Origin of the sequence: Ignavibacterium sp. (assembly GCF_025998815.1) — a bacterium.
In the GTDB taxonomy this organism is placed as follows: domain Bacteria; phylum Bacteroidota; class Ignavibacteria; order Ignavibacteriales; family Ignavibacteriaceae; genus Ignavibacterium.
Genome location: NZ_AP026678.1, coordinates 3,217,501 through 3,239,179, shown reverse-complemented (window position 1 = coordinate 3,239,179; position 21,679 = coordinate 3,217,501). Strand labels below are relative to the sequence as shown.

Annotated in this window: 15 protein-coding genes and 2 rRNA genes (1 of these 17 cut by a window edge); all 17 read right to left on the bottom strand. The window is 35.9% G+C overall.

Annotated features, from left to right (window positions below; translation table 11 throughout):
* Window positions 1-8: 8 nt before the first annotated feature.
* Complete coding sequence (locus Q0X14_RS14030; protein ID WP_297839912.1) at window positions 9-665, bottom strand: class II aldolase/adducin family protein; 657 nt, start codon at window positions 663-665, stop codon at window positions 9-11.
* Window positions 644-1,645: a Gfo/Idh/MocA family oxidoreductase gene (locus tag Q0X14_RS14025; protein WP_297839909.1), complete on the bottom strand. Its 1,002-nt coding sequence runs from the start codon at window positions 1,643-1,645 to the stop codon at window positions 644-646. Before Q0X14_RS14025 ends, Q0X14_RS14030 begins: the two co-directional genes overlap by 22 nt.
* Before the next feature lie 2 nt (window positions 1,646-1,647).
* Window positions 1,648-2,598, bottom strand: a complete 951-nt coding sequence (locus tag Q0X14_RS14020; protein ID WP_297839906.1) for a methylenetetrahydrofolate reductase — start codon at window positions 2,596-2,598, stop codon at window positions 1,648-1,650.
* A 63-nt stretch (window positions 2,599-2,661) separates the two neighbouring features.
* Window positions 2,662-5,028, bottom strand: a complete 2,367-nt coding sequence (locus tag Q0X14_RS14015) for a penicillin acylase family protein (RefSeq protein WP_297839904.1) — start codon at window positions 5,026-5,028, stop codon at window positions 2,662-2,664.
* A 264-nt stretch (window positions 5,029-5,292) separates the two neighbouring features.
* Window positions 5,293-6,015: a sulfite exporter TauE/SafE family protein gene (locus Q0X14_RS14010; protein WP_297839901.1), complete on the bottom strand. Its 723-nt coding sequence runs from the start codon at window positions 6,013-6,015 to the stop codon at window positions 5,293-5,295.
* 17 nt (window positions 6,016-6,032) lie between these two features.
* Window positions 6,033-6,476, bottom strand: a complete 444-nt coding sequence (locus Q0X14_RS14005; protein ID WP_297839899.1) for a FixH family protein — start codon at window positions 6,474-6,476, stop codon at window positions 6,033-6,035.
* A gap of 1 nt (window position 6,477) precedes the next feature.
* Window positions 6,478-7,893 carry a cytochrome c oxidase accessory protein CcoG gene (gene ccoG, locus Q0X14_RS14000; RefSeq protein ID WP_297839896.1) on the bottom strand — a complete coding sequence of 472 codons (1,416 nt, stop codon included), beginning with the start codon at window positions 7,891-7,893 and terminating at the stop codon, window positions 6,478-6,480.
* Between the two features lie 29 nt (window positions 7,894-7,922).
* On the bottom strand, window positions 7,923-8,744 hold the full coding sequence (locus Q0X14_RS13995) for a cbb3-type cytochrome c oxidase N-terminal domain-containing protein (protein WP_297839893.1): 822 nt from the start codon (window positions 8,742-8,744) through the stop codon (window positions 7,923-7,925).
* A complete protein-coding gene (locus Q0X14_RS13990; RefSeq protein WP_297839891.1) occupies window positions 8,728-8,934 on the bottom strand; it encodes a cbb3-type cytochrome c oxidase subunit 3 in 207 nt (68 codons plus the stop codon). The genes Q0X14_RS13995 and Q0X14_RS13990 overlap by 17 nt, the downstream gene beginning before the upstream one ends.
* 1 nt (window position 8,935) lies before the next feature.
* Window positions 8,936-11,065, bottom strand: coding sequence for a cytochrome-c oxidase, cbb3-type subunit I (ccoN, locus tag Q0X14_RS13985; RefSeq protein WP_297839889.1), 2,130 nt, complete (start codon window positions 11,063-11,065; stop codon window positions 8,936-8,938).
* Window positions 11,066-11,083: 18 nt separating this feature from the next.
* Window positions 11,084-11,206, bottom strand: a complete 123-nt coding sequence (gene ccoS / locus Q0X14_RS13980) for a cbb3-type cytochrome oxidase assembly protein CcoS (protein ID WP_244405204.1) — start codon at window positions 11,204-11,206, stop codon at window positions 11,084-11,086.
* 38 nt (window positions 11,207-11,244) lie between these two features.
* Window positions 11,245-13,662, bottom strand: coding sequence for a heavy metal translocating P-type ATPase metal-binding domain-containing protein (locus Q0X14_RS13975; RefSeq protein WP_297839887.1), 2,418 nt, complete (start codon window positions 13,660-13,662; stop codon window positions 11,245-11,247).
* A 215-nt stretch (window positions 13,663-13,877) separates the two neighbouring features.
* On the bottom strand, window positions 13,878-14,930 hold the full coding sequence (locus Q0X14_RS13970) for a glycoside hydrolase family 130 protein (RefSeq protein ID WP_297839884.1): 1,053 nt from the start codon (window positions 14,928-14,930) through the stop codon (window positions 13,878-13,880).
* A gap of 5 nt (window positions 14,931-14,935) precedes the next feature.
* Window positions 14,936-16,387, bottom strand: coding sequence for a glycoside hydrolase family 130 protein (locus tag Q0X14_RS13965; RefSeq protein WP_297839881.1), 1,452 nt, complete (start codon window positions 16,385-16,387; stop codon window positions 14,936-14,938).
* Between the two features lie 12 nt (window positions 16,388-16,399).
* A complete protein-coding gene (locus Q0X14_RS13960; RefSeq protein WP_297839878.1) occupies window positions 16,400-18,715 on the bottom strand; it encodes a glycosyltransferase family 4 protein in 2,316 nt (771 codons plus the stop codon).
* 121 nt (window positions 18,716-18,836) lie between these two features.
* Window positions 18,837-18,953, bottom strand: a 5S ribosomal RNA gene (gene rrf, locus Q0X14_RS13955).
* Between the two features lie 104 nt (window positions 18,954-19,057).
* Window positions 19,058-21,679, bottom strand: a 23S ribosomal RNA gene (locus Q0X14_RS13950); it runs 386 nt beyond the window's last position.

Genomic DNA, 21,679 nt, shown 5'->3' with positions numbered 1-21,679 from the left:
ATAAACTTCTACAAGATTTTATTAATATCTAATTTAATTCCGTATGTGCTTTCGGAAATTGAAAGTAAATCCGTGATATTTTTTTCAGTCAGTTCTCTGGGTTTGCCGATGGATTTTGCAGCGATAATCGTTTTTGCAGCGTGTTCAAGCTTTTCCATTTTATAGTATGCGTCCATTAAACAAGCTCCGACTGTTACAGCACCATGATTCTGAAGGATGAATGCATTCGAGTCACTAAGAAAATCTTTAATTGAATCCGTTACTTCTTCTGTTGAAGGAGTTGCATATTTGCAAACAGGTATTTTGCCTAAAGTTAATAACACTTCAGGAAAGTAGTGAGAAAGATGATTCCCTTCAACCAAACCTAAAGCTGTAGCATAGATAGGATGACAATGTACAACAGCTTTAACATCTATACGGTTTTTATAAATGAAGAAATGAAGTTTGTTCTCCGTTGAAATTTTTCCGTTACCATTAATTAAGTTTCCATCAAAATCTGTTTCGAGAATATCATTAATTGTAACATCTCCTTTACAAATACCTGAGCGTGTAATCAGAACGGAGTTATTATCAGTTCTTACAGAAATGTTACCGTCGTAAGCTGATACAAATTTATTCTGATAGACGAGATGACAAACTTTAACTATTTCATCTTTGATTGACATTTTCTTTCAAGCTCTTCCATAATCTTCATATTGATTAGTCCATCTTCTCCTGTTACCAATGGTTTTTCATTTCTCATAAAAGATTTTTGAAGCGATTTAAGAACAAAAACCATTTTATTTCCTCTTCGGCGGAAACTTTTTCTTGCTTCACCTTCAAGCAGAATAGAAAGTTTCGGTCCAATTAATTTTCTTCCAATAAGATTTTCAATTTCAATTGCACCTTTATGACAAAGAATATCTATTCGATTAAATGCTTTTCTTGTGTTGTAAGAAACATTGAAATAACCATAGCCACCTTTTTCAAACTTCACTATAGCAGATGCAAAATCGTCAACTTCACTTTGATAGATAAGATTATCAACAACTCCGTCAATTTCTACTATTTCTCCACCAAAAAATCTAAGCAAATCAATCATATGTGTTCCGATATCTCGCAAAGCACCGCCACCACTGAGTTCTTTCTTGAATCTAAAATTGTTATCAGGTGGAAAATCAATATTGAAGTTGACCTGAACGGAAACAAGCTTGCCAAGCTTTTGATCTTTAAGAAGTTCTTTTGCCTTTAAAACCAATGGATGGAAATGATGAACATAATTAACAGCAAATTGAACATTATTTTTTTTTGCTGCTTCAACCATCTCTTCCGCCTGAAGCGAATTTAATGCAAGAGGTTTTTCACAAAATATATGCTTACCTGAGTTTGCTGCTTTAATTACCTGTTCATAATGAAAAGCATTTGCCGAAGCAACATAAACAACATCAATATCAGACTTCAGAAATTCATCATAATTATTAAAGTAATTTGGTACACCGAATTTTTGAGCAAGTTCTTTTGCACGATTCAAGTCACGACTACAAAGAGAAACGACCATACTTTTTCTTACAGACTTCATTGCCGGAAGAAAAGAATTTTCAACAAATCTTCCAAGGCCTACAACACCCCATTTTAACTTTTTCGTTTTAATTAAATCTGTAACCATAATTAAAGTTTTAGTTTCTCCATAAGTTTAATAATTGGTTTTGAATTCTGCATAATATAAAAATGTACGGCAGGAACATTTTTATTAAGTAATTCTTCAACTTGTTTAACTGCCCACTCAACACCAATATCAATTACATGCTCAGGTTTTGCAGAAAGTACTTCGTCAGATAAAGCTTCAGGAATATTTATGTAGAAATTTTTCGGAATAGTGTTTAATTGAACTTTTGAAGTAAGAATTTTTAATCCGGGAATTATAGGAACATTAACTCCCATTTCTCTGGCAAGCTCAACAAATTTGAAATAATGCTGATTATCATAAAACATTTGAGTAACTATATACTCAGCACCAGCATCAATTTTTTCTTTCATGAATTTAATATCAGTTTTAAGGTTCGGAGCTTCAAAATGTTTTTCAGGATAACCGCTTACTCCAACACAAAAGTTTGTTGGCTTAGCATCAAGCAAACTATCTTCAAGATATTTTCCCCGATTCATATCCATAATCTGCTTTACCAAATCAACTGCATACTGATTAACGCTTCTGCCTTGTGGAATAGGTTTGTTATATCCGCTATCATCTCCCCGAATAGCAAGCACATTCTGAATTCCCAAATAATTTAATTCAATCAGAAAATCCTCGGTCTCTTCTCTCGTAAATCCTTTTGTAAGAACATGAGGAACTGCATCAATGTTATATTTATTCTGAATCAATGCACATATGCCGAGTGTGCCTGGTCTTTTTCTTTTGATTATTTTTTTGATTCCATTCGGAGTTTCATCATAGTAAACTTCAGCGGCGTGACTTGTTATATCTATAAATGGAGGATTGTATTTTATAAGATCATCAAGCAGAGAAAGAATACTGCCTATGTCTCCTCCTCTTTTAGGCGGAATAATTTCAAAACTTATTAAAGGATTTTTCGCTTTGGATAAATGTTCAATTACTTTCATATACTTAATTGTTTTTTAACGACGGGCAAATTTAATATAAACAACAGTAAACTGCATATTGATTTAATTTGCTCTGATTATTCTCAAAATTTTTTTGTCACTACTTTTTATTGATGCTTCATCAGTCCGGATTTTCAGCAGCTTACCTTCGAGCCATTTCTGACTCATATCAGAATAATGATTACTGAATAAATTACCTGATTGACCTGTTGTCAAAATAAGATAAAATTCATCCGGCTTTGCAAAATCAAAAATAAATCTCATCGAAGGACCCAAAACATTCTCGAATTCTTCGTGTCTGAATGCAGAAAATTCTTCTATACTTTTGGCAAAAGGATATTCGGTATTAAAAATTGTTGTACCATCGCCACCAATTTCATAAGGACCAATATTGATGAATCTATCAACGGGATTGAATGCACCGCTGAATGGATGTTTGAAAGTAACTTTATGAATTCGTCCCCATTGCCAATTGCTTAAATCTTTTCCGTAATTTTTTTCAAGATAAGTTAGAGCATCGGATAAAGATTTTCTGATAATGGCGTTTTTGTTTTCAATCTGAGTTGTATAAACATTGTCAAACCAATTTGAGTCAGATTGAAGTACTTTCAATAAACTTCGATAAGGTACATTTGCAATAAATAAAAATTTGTTAAATAAATCTTCTCCCATTTCATCCAAATAAATATTTCGTAAAAGATATTTTATAAATACCTGGTAGATGCTTGTCACTTGATTGAATTGGCTCATTTCATAATCCCAATTTTCAAGCAACTCGAGAGACTCAGAAAGATTTTTGTCTTTAACTTTTACATCTTTGAAAGCACTCAGAATATATGGAACAACCTGCTTCGCGTATTCCGATGTTTGATCCATCTGATAATTCTGGAAATCTTTTACTGAATGTTTTACTTTTTGTTTAAGCAGAAAATTTATTCTATCTATTCTTGAAGACGGTTCCCACAAATTCGAAATATGATACTTAAAGTTGGGAAACAAATTGTTGTTAGCAGTTGCAAAAAAATTCTCAGTTGGATTAAACACAAATGCCATTTCATCTTTTGCGGCAAATCCTTTCCAATCATTGGCAGAGGTTGTTCCATCACTTATTATTGTTGATGCCGATGTTGATCTGATTGGAATTTTTGCGCCCATTACATAACCGATGTTTCCCCGTTTATCAGCATACAAAAAATTTTGTCCCGGAAGTGCAAAGTAACCGACCGCTTCTTTGAACTCGTTAAAGTTTCCGGCTTTATTAATTTTAAGAAAAGCTAGCATCTCATCACTGAACAGATTTCCAAGCCATTTCATACTGATTGCAGAATATTTTTTATCACTTTCATTATAGATAAATGAAAATGGATGAATTTCTGAAATAAGTGGTCCTCTGTGGGTTTTCCTGGTTTCAAATATTTCATTTTTCTGATTTTTGATTTTAATTGTGTCTTTGATTATCTCAAGTGGTTGCCATCTTCCATCAAGAAAATAATTTTGTCGTGTTGAATCCAACTTTTCATAAAAATAATCAGCATCATCATTCATAAGATTAGTTAATGCCCAGCTGATGTTTTCATTTTTCCCGATAACAATTCCCGGGACTCCAGGTAATGTAACTCCGGCAGCTTTCCATTGTTTACTATTTATTACAACTGCATACCATTTACCAGGCGCACTAAAAGCCAGATGTGGATCGTTTGCAATAATTGGTTTGCCTGAGATGGATTTATTTGAATTCACTGTCCAGTTATTTGAGCCAACCTGTGAACCTCTCCATCCAATCAGATTACGAAATTCTAAATTTGTTTTAATATAATCCTTCGAAAGTTGAGAAATTGATTTTGAGGACGGAATTTTCCGAAGATTATTTTCACTTATATCAGGAAGAATTTCGAGTAATTTATCCTTACCAAATTTTTCAAGTAGTTCAGCATAAGTAAAATCAACCCACCAACTTAAATTTAATTCCCAACCCATCATTCGAATTATAATCAAACTATGCAACGGTTTCCACTTTTCCGGTTGATAACCAAGCACATCAAACTCAATCGAATAATTACCTTTGTTCTGTTCAATGTAATGATTAACTCCGTTTGAATATGCCTGAAGAATTTTAATAACCTGAGGATCGTAGTTTGAATAGTTTTGAAGAATGTTTCTTTTAATTCCAACCGTACGAAACATTTTATCAAATGGCAAAGCTTTTTCACCGAGAATTTCAGCTAATCTTCCTTCACCGGCACGACGAATCAAATCCATAATAAAAAGTCTTTCCTGTGCATGAAGATAGCCGAGCGCAAATGCAACGTCTTCGTCATTATCAGCGATGATGTAGGGAACAGCAAAGCTATCACGATAAATTTCTATATCTGAAAATATTTTATTGCTCCGAATCGTTCCTTCATACTTTGGAAGAGATGAGGAGAGCATATTATAGAAAAATATTCCCGCGAAAATTGTCACTAATAACAGCGAGGAGAAAATTCCAATAATAATTTTTAACCACTTAGGCATGATAGTCTTCTTTTTTTTGACAAATATAATCTTTACTTCTCGTTTTCATCTAATAGGAGACTATGAGGTACTAATCAACCTGATAACAAATCTTAAGGTTTTTCGATTACATTCGCAAAATATTATAATAATTTTCGATTACGATCGAAATTTCTTGAAAGTCAATTGCAAACCGGATTACTATTCCGATGGATGACACTCCATCTCGGTTTGTGAGACGGTTTGAACAGAAATTTTTGGGGAAATGTAAGGAATTCCCAAAGACATACCCCTCAGGATAAACAGTATAGCAAGAACCACAGCAAATACCGGAACTGCTTTGGTTAATTTCTTTCTGAGATTGAGATTAATAAATCTTCCGAAAATTGTTGCTGCAAACATTGCCGGAAAAGTTCCTAAACCGAATAAAGTCATATAAAGCATTCCTGATACAGCATCACCAGAAGCAACGGCTCCTGCAATAGCAATGTAAACCAATCCGCACGGAAGAAAACCGTTCAACACTCCTATTAAAAACATCGAAGGAATTGTTCCTTGCTTAAACAATTCACCAATTCCGTATTTGATTGGTGAAGAAATTTTCTGAATGATTTTATGTTGAGTGATTTTTGCTTTGTACTTAAACGGAGTAATCACAACAAGTATAATTATAACTCCAAGAACGATAGTCACAAACTGTTGAAAACCGGCAATTACTATTCTTGAACCGAGTAATCCGAATAAAGCACCGAGGAATGAATAAGTGAAAATCCTTCCAATGTTATACAATACTCTTCCTGAAACAAAATTAAAAACATTTGATTGAGGGACTGGTAAAGCTATTGCAATTGGTCCACACATTCCGATACAATGAGCCGAGCCAAAAAAACCAACCGCAAGAGCGGATAAAACTTCTGGGGTCATTTCATTTAACCAAAAATTTATTCAACACGAAATGAGCTTTCATCATAATAATCCTGACCATCGTATTGCCATCTTAGTTTTACACGCCAAAAACCTTTTTTCAGATTTGAAACTGGAATTATCTGACTAAGACTATCTGTTTGAAGTGGAAGTTTAATATCAAGTCCTGAATCAGAAGGACGATAAAATAAAATCTCACCACTGATTTTGTTATCAGAAAGATTTTCAGGAAATGAGATTATCAGATACTGACCATTAAAATCAAATCTGACTTGTTCTGAAAGTTCACTCGTCTTCTTTTGAACATCAATGTCTTTCTGATATTCTATTCCCTTTTTATAATAATCCTCTTCTACGAGATCAACTTTTTGATTCATTAGATAAATTGTTTGCACAAGAACCAGTACAACAAAAATAATTATCGCAATTACTATTCCTGTTCCCCAACTAATCTTTTTCATTTTATTTTTTCTCCACAGGACCTAAAAATGAAGTTTTAATTTTCCTGATAAGTTTATCTCCATCATAAACACCAATTTCAATTGGTGTATTCATTTTCGTAATTGATTCCTTTGGTAAAAGAATCATAAACTTTGCTTCAACAATCTGCTGTGGTTCAAGTTTTAAATCAGTACCAATAATTTTCAATTCACCATTAGATGGATTTTCAAGTTTTAACTTTATTTCAGTCGGATCGAATGTTTTATTAACAAGATTCAAATCATATAAATTACTGATTGTTCCATCAGGTTGTTGTTGGAACAACATTCCGGGTGTCCTGAGGATATTAACACTAAAGTCTGTTCGGTTAATCATTAGAACAGTTAGCACCGAAAGAAGGATGAAAAGTATCACAGAGTAAAGCATCATTCGGGGTGTGAATTTAAATTTGGCTTTATTCTCTATGTTACGCAGTGAAGCATATCTGATTAATCCACGCGGTCTTTGAATTTTATCCATCACATTATCGCAGGCATCAATACAAGCAGTGCAATTTACGCACTCAAGTTGAATCCCATTTCTTATGTCTATTCCGGTTGGACAAACATCAACACAAAGATGGCAATCAATACAATCACCTCTGTTAGAGAAATCTTCTCCTTTTTTAAGTTTACCTCTTGGCTCACCTCGCTTGTAATCGTAAGCAATAACGATTGAATCCTGATCAAGTAAAACTCCCTGTAATCTTCCGTAAGGACACACAAGAGTGCAAGCTTGTTCACGGAAATATGAGAAGACGAAATAAAATACTCCTGAGAATATTGTGATTGCAAATAATCCACTCAGATGTTGTGAAGGTGGATCAGTTACAATCTCAATCAGTTTGTCCATACTGATTATGTATGAAAGAAAAATATTAGCTATGAAGAAAGAGATTGCAAAGAAGATTATGTGTTTCAATCCTTTCTTGAAAATTTTATTTGCTGTCCACGGAGCTTTCTTTAATTTGATTTGTTGGATTGCATCACCTTCAATCCAGTATTCTATTTTACGAAAAACCATTTCCATAAAAATTGTTTGAGGGCAAATCCAACCACAAAATATTCTGCCGAATATCACTGTGAACAAAACAATAAATACCACAAAAGAAATCATTGCAAGAACAAACAAATGAAAATCGTGTGGTCCAAAAGGTACGCCGAATAATATAAAATGTCTGTTGGGGAAATCAAGAAGAAGAAACTGATGTCCGTTAACTTTTATAAAGGGAGTGATAATTAAAAATGCGAGCAGAAAAATACTCACTATCGTTCGTGCATTATAAAATCTTCCCGAAGGTTTCTTCGGGAAGATCCATTTTCTTTTTCCTTCTTTGGTAACCGTTGCTAAATGATTTCTAAATTCCTGATGTTCTTCATCTAATATTTCGATATCCATAATAAACCCTGGAAGAATGTTATACTAAATTACTCTTTCCAAATATCTCCCTCAGGAGCTTTGGGATTTGCTGGCTTGGTGCCATGAAGCGAAATTACATAGCTTGCAACTGCCTGCATCTGTTTTGGATTCAACTGATTTTGCCAGGCAAGCATACCCTTATTTGTTACACCGTATTTAATAACCTTAAATACATTTTTAATTCCACCACCGTGAATCCAATAATCGTCAGTTAAATTTGGTCCGACTAATCCACCGCCATCAGCAGCATGACAAGCCACACAGTTTTTGGTAAATATTTCTTTACCTTCATTTAAATCAGCAACATCAGTTAACAATGTTACGGTTTCTTCATTTATCAGTGCACCGGATTTAACAAGCTCGGCTTTTTTAATTTCAGCTATGCGAACTTCTTCTGCATATTCCTGTTCCTGCAAAGGACCTGCATCAACTACGTGGTAGTAAATCATATACCACACAGAAAAAAGAATTGTAACATAGAACAATCCACTGAACCAGGGTGGAATTCTGTTATCAAGCTCTCTTATTCCATCATAATTGTGATCTACAAGAAGAATTTCATTTTCTTTTTCGATTGGTGTTGAACGAGTCAGATACTGTTTTATTTTCTCCCAAAGTACTGACTTCTTCTTTTCTGCAGCAGGTTTTTGTCTTCCTTCAAAATAAGCAAGAGCCAGGAAGGCAAGGATAATTACAGCTACTAAAAATATTGCAACTTTATCGTAGTAGTTTTCAGGATAATCTGCCTCACCAGCAGCAAATAGATATCCACTTAAGGATAAAGCTGCAAATAAAACTTTAATTGAAAATGAATTAAGCATGTTTTTCATTTAATTCACCTGAATTTATTTTTTTATTGTCTTCATTATTTAAAGGTAGTTGTTTCATTTCGTTGATATAATTTTTATCCATTCTTATCAAGCTGATAGTTACAACTATAAAAAACAACACAAACACGATTAAAGATATAATCGGATAAATTTCAACGCCTTCAATTGATTGTAAAATTTCTTTATACATTTTACTTCTGCGCCGTTTGATTATTAACTTTAATATCAGTACCCAATCTCTGCAAGTATGCAATCAATGCAATTATCTCTTTTTGTGGTTCTGCAGGAATTCCGTTTTTCTGCAAATCAAGAGCAATTGCGTCTGCTTGTTTTACGAGTTCATCATTTGCAATATCCTCGTAACCTTCAGGATAAGGTACTCCAATTTTTCTTAATGCATTTATCTTTGCTGCCGTAGTTGATGTGTTCAAATCATTTTCGAGAAGCCAGGGATAAGGTGGCATTAAAGAACCCGGAGACATTGACCTTGGATTTTCCATATGCAGATAATGCCAGGAGTTTGGATATTTACCACCAACTCTGTGTAAGTCAGGTCCTGTTCGTTTCGAACCCCAAAGGAAAGGATGATCATAAACATATTCACCTGCTTTTGAGTACTCACCATATCTTTCAGTTTCTGATCTGAATGGACGAACCAGCTGTGAGTGACAGCTATTGCAGGCTTCTCTTATATAAATATCTCTGCCCTGAAGTTCTAACGGAGTATAAGGTTTAACAGAAGCAATTGTAGGAATATTTGATTTTATCAAAAATGTTGGAACGAATTCCACAATTCCACCAATAAGAATAACGATAAGTGAAGCAATGGTGAAATAAACGGGTTTACCTTCAAGCCAACGATGTCTTGTTCCTTTCTTAAATGGATCCTTGAAAGGATGAAGAGCAGGAGCTTCTGCAGTTTCTTCAGCAAGGAATGAACCTTGTTTGATTGTTTTAACAAGGTTGTAAATCATCAGAACAACACCTGTTAAATAAAGTGTGCCACCTGTAGCTCTGATTATGTACATTGGTACAATCTGAAGAACAGTTTCAAGAAAGTTTGGATACTGTAAAGTTCCAAGATCATTAAATTGCTTCCACATCAACGATTGAGTAATTCCTGAAAACCACATAGATAATGCATAGAAGACAATTCCTAAAAATCCAATCCAGAAGTGAACATTAGCCATTTTAACAGAATACAAATTTGTTCGCCATAATTTTGGAATTAACCAATAAAGAATTCCAAAGGTTAAAAATCCATTCCAACCCAAAGCACCAACATGCACGTGCGCAATTATCCAGTCAGTAAAGTGTGCAATTGCATTTACATTCTTAAGTGAAAGAGTTGGTCCTTCAAATGTTGCCATACCGTAAGCAGTTACAGCAACAACCATAAATTTGAGAATTGGATCCTGACGAACTCTGTCCCACGCACCACGAAGAGTAAGCAGACCATTTATCATTCCACCCCAGGAAGGAGCAATTAACATTACAGAAAATACTGTTCCTAATGATTGTGCCCAATCCGGTAATGCAGAATAAAGTAAATGATGCGGACCAGCCCAGATGTATATAAATATCAAGGTCCAGAAATGTAAGATTGATAAACGATAAGAATAAACCGGTCGATTAGCGGCTTTCGGAAGATAATAATACATCAAGCCGAGGTATGGAGTTGTAAGAAAGAATGCTACAGCGTTATGTCCATACCACCACTGAACCAAAGCATCCTGAACACCTGCATAAAGTGAATAACTTTTAAGAAATGTTACAGGTATTTCAAATGAATTTACAATGTGAAGTACAGCTACAGTAACCCAGGTTGCGATGTAAAACCAAATTGCTACATAAATATGACTTTCTCTTCTTTTCAGAATTGTTCCAATCATATTTATTCCAAAGACAACCCAAACAAGTGTGATTGCAATATCGATTGGCCATTCAAGCTCAGCATATTCTTTCGAAGTTGTAATACCTAATGGTAAAGTTATTGCTGCAGCTACAATAATTAATTGCCATCCCCAGAAATGAATGGCACTTAAAAGCTTACTGTACATTGGAGTTTTAAGTAGTCTCGGCAGCGAATAATAAATTCCCATAAAAATCGCATTTCCAACAAATGCAAAAATTACAGCGTTGGTATGCAATGGTCTTATTCTTCCGAATGTCAGAAAGGGAATACTGAAGTTAAGTTCAGGTGCAAAAAGCTGAGTAGCAATAAGTAATCCGACCAACATACCAACAACACCCCAGAGCATTGTTGCAAATGCAAAGTTCCGGACAATCTTATTATCATAACTGAATTTTTCTAACTCCATATAATAATTCTCCTATAATTACTTTTTAGAGTTGTTATTTTGATTTTGTTCTTTTTTCTCTTCATCTAATAAAATTCTTACTGAAGGAGTGTAAGTATCCTGATACTGTCCGGATTTTACACTCCATATAAATGCAATCAAAAATCCGATTGCGACTAATAAACTTGCACCAATTAAAATTACAATAACTTCGATGACAAACCTCGCTTCTTACCAAAGATGTTAGTCATAACAGTTGCAAATAAAACTACCGAAATTGAACTGACCGGCATTAGTATAGCCGCTAAAATTGGTGAAAGCATTGCCTCGACTGCAAAAGACAGCCCTATAAGATTATACAAAAATGAAATTATAAAACTGGCATAAATAATTTTTACGCTGTCTTTGGAATAAGCCAGAAATTGTGGCATCTTCTTCAACTCACTACCGTGCAATATTGCATCGCAAGCAGGTGAGAAGTTACTGATATCATCGGTTACTGCAATTCCAACATCACTTTGGCTAAGCGCACCTGCATCATTCAATCCATCACCAAGCATTAAAACTTTCTTGCCTTTCAGTTGCTGTTCTTTTACAAAAATCAGTTTATCCTCAGGAGATTGACGAAAATTTAAATTCGATTCTTTACCGAAGAAATTTTCAAGTGTGGTTTTTTCTCCTTCATTGTCCCCGGAAAGAAGACTAAGATGATAATCTGATTTTAGTCTTTTTATAACATCAGAAATTCCTTCACGATATGAATTTGCAACAATGAATTTACCAACAACTTGTCCGTTAATTGATAAATGAATTTTTGTCTGAAGATTATCATCTATATCTTTCTCTTCACCGACAAACTTTGCTGATCCGAGCTTTAATTCATTACCATAAATTACACCTGAAATTCCGAAGCCAGGTTTTTCTTCAAACCTGGTAACAGGAAAAACTTCATTTAAATCTATTGAATCATAAATTCGTTTGCTTAAAGGATGAGTTGAATTTCTTACAAGTGATTTGACCAGTTTCTGTTCAAATGGCGTCAGCACTTTTCCGTGAAAAATTATATCTGCCTTACCGGATTCTGTTATAGTCCCTGTTTTATCAAAAACAATTTCATCAACCTTAGCCATATCTTCTATTACTGATGAATTCTTCAGATAAAATTTATTTCTTCCGAAAATTCTCATCGCATTTCCAAGAGTAAACGGTGTTGATAAAGCAAGAGCACATGGACAAGCAACAATCAGTACAGAAGTGAAAACATGAACAGCTGTTTTCAAGTCCACTGTTAACCAATAACTTCCGGCACCAATGGCAATCAAAAGAACGATTATTGTAAAATATTTACTAACTGTGTTCGAAAATCTTGTAAAATAGCTTTCACCTGCTTTATTGAATGTGTCGTTGTTCCATAATCTTGTCAGGTAGCTTTGCGAAACTTCTTTAATTACTTCCAATTCGATTGCACCGCCGAGTTGTCTGCCACCGGCAAAAATCATTTCGCCACTAACTTTGGAAACAGGATGAGATTCTCCGGTAACAAAACTATAATCAATAATTCCTTCTCCATTTATTAAAATAGAATCCGCTGGAATGATTTCATTTTTTCTTACAAGTATTCTGTTACCAATCATCAGCTTTGAAACCGGGATAGATTTTTCGTTTTCATTCTGCTTGATTGTAACAGAAAGCGGAAAATATGCTTTATAATCCCGCTCAAAATTCAGAGCATCATAAGTTTTTTCCTGCAGTATTTTTCCAATCAGTAAAAAGAAAACCAATCCTGTCATCGAATCAAAATAACCAGCACCAACATTGAAAAGAATTTCATAAGCACTTCTTATAAACAAAACAAGTATTCCAAGTGAAATAGGAACATCAATGTTTATTACTTTTTTACGCAAACCTTTGAATGCAGAGATGAAATAATCGGATGCAGAATAAAAAAATACAGGAAGAGCCAATATCAGATTTAAATACGAAAAAAATTTTTTGAGAAAAGTTTCTGTAATATCAATTGAAAAATATTCGGGGAACGAAAACAGCATTATATTACCGAAAGCAAATCCTGCAATTCCAATCTTATAGTAGAGATGTCTGTTCGGATGCTTTTCTTTTTTCGATTCAACACTATCAAGCGATATTTGTGGCTCATAACCAATCGACGCAAGAAGCTTTACTAATTCCTTGAGTGATAATTTTTCGTGAAGATATCTTACGCTTAATTCTTTTCTAACAAAATTTACTTTGGATAAAACTACAGCAGAATTTAGTTTATAAAGATTTTCAAGCAACCAGATACAACTGCTGCAATGCATTTGGGGAATGTAAAAAGTTAGTGATGTGTATTTATCATCTCTAAAATCAGTAAGCTTTTCTATTACATCCGGTTCGTCAAGATAATCATACTTCTTATCTGATACACTTGCAGGAGAAATTCCAGGATTATTTTCAAAGTTATAGTAACTACAAAGCTGATTCTGATTCAGAATTTCGTAAACAGTTTTACAACCATTGCAACAAAAATTTTTATCTTCAATTTGAATTGAATCATCCGGACAATCCTGTCCACAATGGTAACAAATCAGCTTTACACTTTTTGTAGAAGTTTCGTTCATTAAAAATTAACTTATTTGCTCAATCAGATGCATGTTTAAATTCAGGGTTTCTGAACATTTACCAACAATATGCCATCAGAAAAAAATTATTTTGAACAAAAATAAGATATTTTTATCTGAATATTTCTTTTTTCTGAAAAAAGAAAAAATTTTTTTCTAAAAATTTAGAAAGCAACTTTTTAATCGGTTTAATAATTTTTAATGACAAGTGTTATTTAAAGTGTTTTCAGACTGGAAAATAGAAAGTCAAGTGATGTTTCTGCTAAAGCTACATATTTATCTGCTGCGCCATAATAAATCAGAATTTTTTCATAATCGTTAGCAATCCATCCATTGCAGAAAACAACATTCGGAACTACACCAACTTTTTCATATTTATATCGAGGTGTGAGAATAGGTTTAGTTGATTTGCCAATTATTTTTTGAGGATTATTCTTCTCTGTTAAAATTAAATTCATAGAATATATTTGATTATCTCCGCAGGAATGGTAAAATATAAGCCAACCTTTATCTGTTAAAAGTGGTTGAGGTCCAGCACCAATTTTGGTTCTTTCCCACTTGTTATTCGTTGGAGTTAAAAACAATCTATGTTCTCCCCAATGAATTAAATCATCTGACTGAGCAATCCAAATTGATGGTTTTCCAATAAATGAAACAGTCGGACGATGTAAAGAAAAATATTTTCCATTAATTCTTTCCGGAAAGAAAACTACATCTTTGTTTTCCGGCGGGAAAATAATTCCAAGTCTTTCAAATTTTCTAAAGTCTTCCGTGGAAGCTAAACCAGTGCAGAAACCATTTTCGGAGACTGCTGTGTAGGTTATATAATATTTTTCTCCGATGTTTATAATCCTTGGATCTTCAACACCATAAATCTCGTAGTCAGCAGAAGGTGTAAATACTGGAGTTCTGCTTATTTTGAAATGAATCCCATCTTCACTTCGTGCAAGATAAAATAAACTGATTGAAGTAAGATATCTTATTCCGTTTATATCAATGAATCTTGCATCATTATCTTCTACTTTCAGTAATTTATGTTTTTTCCATTTCAGTATTTTAATATTGAATGAATCATTTTTATCAGCAACAGGAATTTTAATCCAATCTTTCTCCGATTTTGCTTTTAATGCAACACGAAGGAGTAAAAGAATTTCATCTTTAAATTTTGTTGCTGCGGGATTAAATACACCAAAAATTTCTAACTCATCATTTTCAATTGAAATGTCTTCGGGTTTTATGATTGGATTTGATTCATACCTCTTTATCATATTCGTTAAACTTTTACCATCTCATTAATTAAATCTTCAAGTGGAAGAATTGCAAAGCTGCTTGCATAATCAGACATTGCATATGGAATAATCAGGTTGCCATTAAAAATCTGTCCACCACAAGTATAAATAACATTCGGGACATAACCTTCTCTTTCATTTTCGTTTGCTGTGAGTATCGGTTCTTTTGTTCTTGCTATCACTTTTGTTGGATCATTTTTATCAAGTAAGAATGCACCTAAAGAATACTTTCTCATTGCACCAACTCCGTGATACAAAACAAGCCATCCGTAATCAGTTTCTATCGGAGAGCCACTATTCCCTATTTGAACAAACTCCCAATGATAAGTTGGTCGAAGCAATAATTTTTTATGATACCAGAAATGAATCATATCCGAAAACATTATATAAATATTTTCTCCATCTTGTCGGGAAAGCATTGCATAGTGACCATTTATTTTTCTGGGAAATAAAGCCATTCCTTTGTTTTGAATTGCGGGTCCGTTAAGAGTATTCACTTTGAAGTGATAAAAATCCCTGGTTTCAAGTAACTGTGGAAAAACTACTTCTCCATCGTATGCTGTGTAAGTTGCGTAATAAGTAATTGCGCCGTCTTCATCTTTAAATTCACAGAATCGTGCATCTTCAATTCCGTTTGTTTCGTTTGGTGTTGATGGAAAGATCACTCTTTCAGAAATATCAGTGTTAGTCGAAAATTGAATTTCATAATTTGATTTGGCAAGATTAAGAATTTTCGATGCGATTAAATCGGCATTTTGATAAAAATATGAGAGTGACTTTACCATCCTTCTCAAAATATCTTTTAACTCATTAATTGTAAAAAATTCGTTTAACTCATCCAGTATTTTTTTAGAAAAATCATTGAGAAGGTTTAACTCTTTTAATTTTCTTGAAAATAATTCTTTTTCATAGTACGAGTCAGGAATCATATCCGCAGAAGTAACAAACTTAGTCGGTTTGTCAATTGAGATATTTCCTTTATTATCAACAATACCTGAACGAAAGGTGATTGATGAAATATGACCTTCACCAATAGCTCTTAAACTTAGAATGAATCGCCTGCTTCCTTCAGGAAGATTTGATTGGTCCGGATGCCATATCATTGAAGGATTAAATAATGCCGAAGATTCGAACGAATATTCCAGAGTAAAGTAGGCACCTATTAAAAGTTTTCTTATGTCAGATAGTCTTTCATCAGTAAATACAAGATCTTTAACAGATTCATATTGCTTGAGAAAAAATTCATCTATTCGGTTATGTCTGTTTCCGAATTCTTTTATAACCTCATGATATTTTTTATTAACTTCTTCATCACTGAGCTTCAGAATCCTTGCAACAATTTTCAATATTTGTTTTCTCGTTTTAGGAACAAATGGTCTGAATAATACTCTTTTAGGATCAGGTCGAAGAATAATATCTTTTCTGATAAGATTCATACTCACCTCATCTTAGTTTGTAATAACAGAAAGTTTTTCACTATCTACTTTTTCAAAATTGTTATCAGAATTTGAATAAGCTTCGGAGTACAAATGCATCAATGTAAGTGAAAGCAAGTATGAGAGAGTTGACTCTGCACCCATATTTGAATTAGCACGATCTATGTGTAAACCATCTCTGCAGGCACCGGAATTATGATCAACCAAAGAAATCTGATTATCATTTCTTCCAAGGAACCATTCGAAAGCTAATCGGGCTTCTTTTAACCATTCATTTTCTTTAGTTGCTTCATAAGCTTTCAATGTTGCAGCAACGGTTGAAAAAGCTTCTATTGGTTGTTGATCGTACCAGGCGCGCTTTTGATTTCGTATATAGAATCCGTCATTACCAATTGGGGCAAAATTTCCACCAGGTGACTTCTGAATTTTACAAAGCCATTTAAGAGAATCTAATCCAACTGACAATGCTTCCTGATTTCCGGAAATAATAGCTGAAGAAATCAATCCTAAAGATAGCTTTGCATTTGAGTAGGTGAGATAATTCTCAAACCATTTCCAATCATCTGAAGAAACAATTTTAAATATGTTTATTAACCTTTTTTCTAATTCATCTCTTATTTGATTGACTAATCTATCTCCGCCAAATTTTGATAAATACTCTGAGATACCTGCAAGTATAAATGCCCACGCTCTTGGTGAGGTAAAATCAGTAATGTGCTCCAAAGCTCTAACAAAAACATCCGCTGCCCAGTTTTGCAGTTGTTGATTTTTACTTCTGTTAATTACAGTTCCAAGCGCCCAAATTGCTCTACCGTTACTGTCTTCAGAACCTTTTTCTTCAAGCCATTTTCTATCAAAAGAAAGTATGTTTCTGAAAAGTCTGGTATTTTCATCAAAAGCATAATTAATAAATGCAGCATAAGTTTCCTGCAGACTATTTATTTCTTGATTGTAAAATGGAGTACTTTCTAGAAGTACTGTTAACATTAAAGCTCTGGCATTATCATCAAGACAATATCCATCTCTAAAATTTGGGATTGAATACTTTGCATGTTGAATAATTCCTGTTTTATCAGTCAGTTTCCGGAGGTAATCTGTTTTTATCTTGGGAAGATTAAGAGTTTCTTCATCGAGAGTTTTTATAACTAATCTATGTTTTGAATGAGCGATTCCTGATTTTCTTGCCTTAATAAATGATTCCATATAAAGATGAGCCACATTACTCCAAATCATCTCGCGACCGATAATATACGCTCTCTTTCTCATCGAATGTCTTAATGTCTCGTTTGAAATTAAGAGCTCAATTGCATCAGCTATCGCATTAGGATCATTGAACGGAACTAGTATTCCGCGATCGTCAATTAATAATTCTTTCGCATGCCAATATGGTGTTGATATAACAGCTTTGCCACAACCAAAAGCATAAGACAAAGTTCCTGAAGTTATTTGAGCTTCATTTAGATAAGGCGTAACATAAATATCTGCTGCCCCGATAAATTCTTTTAATTCATCAAGGCTTACAAAACGGTTATAAAAAATTACATTTTTATTAATACCCAGATCATTTGCTAATCTTTCCAGGCTTAATCTGTAAGATTCCCCCTGTTGTCTTAACAGATTAGGATGAGTTGCACCAAGAACAATGTAAACTGTATTCGGATATTTTCTAATAACTTTAGGTAATGCTTTAAGTACATTCTCGATTCCTTTGCCCGGAGAGATTAATCCAAAAGTTAAAATCACATTTTTACCTTCAACACCAAATTGATCTTTATAAAAATTCGGATCAACAAATGGCATATCCGGAATACCGTGTGGTATTACATCAATTCGCACAGGATCAGCATTATAGATTTGCTCAAGAAATTCTTTTCCGGTTTCAGACATTACAACATATCTTGCCGAAAGTCTTATTAATTCCCTCATAACTTTCATCTGTTCCGGGTCAGGGTTTTTCAGAATTGTATGGAAAGTTGTAACAACAGGAATTTTAATATCCTTCAGAATAGCAAGAAGATAATTTCCGGCAGAACCACCAAAAATTCCAAATTCATGTTGAACAGAGACAATATCTGCAGGATTAAAATTAAGATAATCAGCAGCATTGCGGTAAGTAGAAATGTCATTATGTTGAATTTCAAATCTAACCTCAGGTGGATAATTGTAACCTTCAACAATATCATTAACCGAAATAATAAATGTATCTGAGTGAGGGTATTGAGAACTAATAGCATTTCGAAGGTCTTGAGTAAAAGTTGCAATTCCGCACTTGCGTGGTGGATAATCAGAGATGAAAGCAATTTTATTTATAGAATCGTTCAATCTCATACTTCCTCCTGTACATTAACATTCTAATACACAAGATTTGATAGAATTAAACGATAAAAAGTTTCGATAGAAATTTTAGCAAAAAAAATCCCGACCTTAAAAAGATCGGGATTAAAAATAATCTTGGCAGCGACCTACTCTCCCACCCACCTGCGCAGGCAGTACCATCGGCGTTCCGGGGCTTAACTTCTCTGTTCGGAATGGGAAGAGGTGTTTCACCCGGACAATAGCCACCAAAATTAAAACTCGAATAAACAATATTTCGGTCTTAACAAAAACAAAAAGATTGGAAGAGCTGAGCTTAAAAATTGATAGAGAATCAAATCTGTATATAAAAATTTAATGGTTAAGCCGCACGACCTATTAGTACTGCTCGGCTGAATCCCTTGCGGGACTTACACCTGCAGCCTATCAACCTCGTCATCTCCGAGGAGTCTTTAGTCCCAAATGGGAGGGATACCTAATCTTGAAGCGTGCTTCGCGCTTAGATGCTTTCAGCGCTTATCACAACCGCACATAGCTACCCAGCGATGCCACTGGCGTGACAACTGGTGCACTAGAGGTGCGTTCACTTCGGTCCTCTCGTACTAGAAGCGACCCTTCTCAAGTATCCTGCGCCCGCATAGGATAGGGACCGAACTGTCTCACGACGTTCTGAACCCAGCTCACGTACCGCTTTAATTGGCGAACAGCCAAACCCTTGGGACCTTCTTCAGCCCCAGGATGCGATGAGCCGACATCGAGGTGCCAAACCTTGCCGTCGATGTGAACTCTTGGGCAAGATCAGCCTGTTATCCCCGGCGTACCTTTTATCCTTTGAGCGACGGCACTTCCACTCGCTGCCGTCGGATCACTAAGTCCTGCTTTCGCATCTGCTCGACTTGTAGGTCTCGCAGTCAAGCTCCCTTGTGCCTTTACACTCGACGCATGATTACCAACCATGCTGAGGGAACCTTTGAGAGCCTCCGTTACATTTTAGGAGGCGACCGCCCCAGTCAAACTACCCGCCTAACACTGTCCCTGACCCTGATTCAAGGGCCGAGGTTAGAATCCAAGTAAAACAAGGGTGGTATTTCACTGGCGGCTCCACCGAAACTAGCGTCCCGGCTTCATAGCCTCCCACCTATTCTACACATGCTTTACCCGAACCCAATGCTAGGGTGCAGTAAAGGTGCACGGGGTCTTTCCGTCCATATGCGGGTAACCGGCGTCTTCACCGGTACCACAATTTCACCGAGCCCGTGGTTGAGACAGTGCCCAAATCGTTACACCATTCGTGCAGGTCGGAACTTACCCGACAAGGAATTTCGCTACCTTAGGACCGTTATAGTTACGGCCGCCGTTTACTGGGGCTTCGGTTCAGAGCTTCTGGCTTGCGCCATGACCCCTCCCCTTAACCTTCCAGCACCGGGCAGGTGTCAGTCCCTATACATCGTCTTAATTGACTTCGCAGAGACATGTGTTTTTGTTAAACAGTCGCTTGGGCCCTTTCACTGCGGCCCCATTCAGCTCAATCCGCAAGGATCTCACCTACTAGGGGCACCCCTTCTCCCGAAGTTACGGGGTTAATTTGCCGAGTTCCTTAACCACGGCTCACTCGAGCACCTTAGAATATTCATCCCATCTACCTGTGTCGGTTTGCGGTACGATCTGATAAACTTCTCCCGTACGAAGCTTTTCTCGGCAGCTTGCTTAGGGTCAGTTTGTGTCCAAAGGACTCCCGTTCGCCTCTCGGCTTTAACGAGGTTGCGGATTTGCCTACAACCTCAGCCTACCAGCTTAGACCACCTAATCCGTCAGGTGGCTGACCTTTCACTTCTGCGTCCCTCCTTACGGTAAAACGAAGTTTACCAGGTACAGGAATATTAACCTGTTTCCCATCGCCTACGCCTTTCAGCCTCAGCTTAGGATTCGACTAACCCTGAGATGATTAACATTGCTCAGGAAACCTTAGATTTTCGGTGGGCCGATTTTTCATCGACCTTATCGTTACTTATGCCTACATTTGCTTTTCCATACGCTCCAGCATGGCTCGCACCACACCTTCACTGCCTATGGAATGTTCCCCTACCGATCCGATAAATCGGATCCCATAACTTCGGCAGACAGTTTAAGTCCCGAGTATTGTCGACGCCGAGTCGCTTGACTAGTGAGCTATTACGCACTCTTTAAATGAATGGCTGCTTCTAAGCCAACATCCTAGTTGTCTGAGCAACTCAACATCCTTTCTCTGTTAACTGCCATTTAGGGGCCTTAGTTGATGGTCTGGGTTGTTTCCCTTTTGGCCACGAAGCTTATCCCTCGTAGCCTGACTCCCGAGGAACATATAAACGGAATTCGGAGTTTGTCTGGGTTTGGTACCGTTGTGACAGCCCTAGCCCAATCAGTGCTCTACCTCCGTTATACTATTACTCGAGGCTAGCCCTAAAGCTATTTCGGGGAATACGAGCTATTTCCGAGTTTGGTTGGCCTTTCACCCCTACCCTCACCTCATCCAAGCGGTTTTCAACCCACATTAGTTCGGACCTCCATGAGGTTTTACCCTCACTTCATCCTGGACAAGGGTAGATCACCCGGTTTCGCGTCTACCGCACGTTACTTCGATCGCCCGGTTAGGACTCGCTTTCGCTACGGCTCCATCCCTTAGGGATTTAACCTTGCAACGTACGAGTAACTCGTAGGCTCATTATCCAGAAGGCACGCCGTCATCCCGATAAATCGAGACTCCGACCGTTTGTAAGCATATGGTTTCAGGTACTATTTCACTCTCCTACAAGGAGTTCTTTTCACCTTTCCCTCACGGTACTATGCGCTATCGGTTACGAGAGAGTATTTAGCCTTACCAGATGGTTCTGGCAGATTCCCACAGACTTCCACTTATTCCGTGGTACTTGGGAGATTACTCCAAAGAGTTATAACATTTTCGCCTACAGGACTATCACCTTGTATCGTTAACCTTTCCAG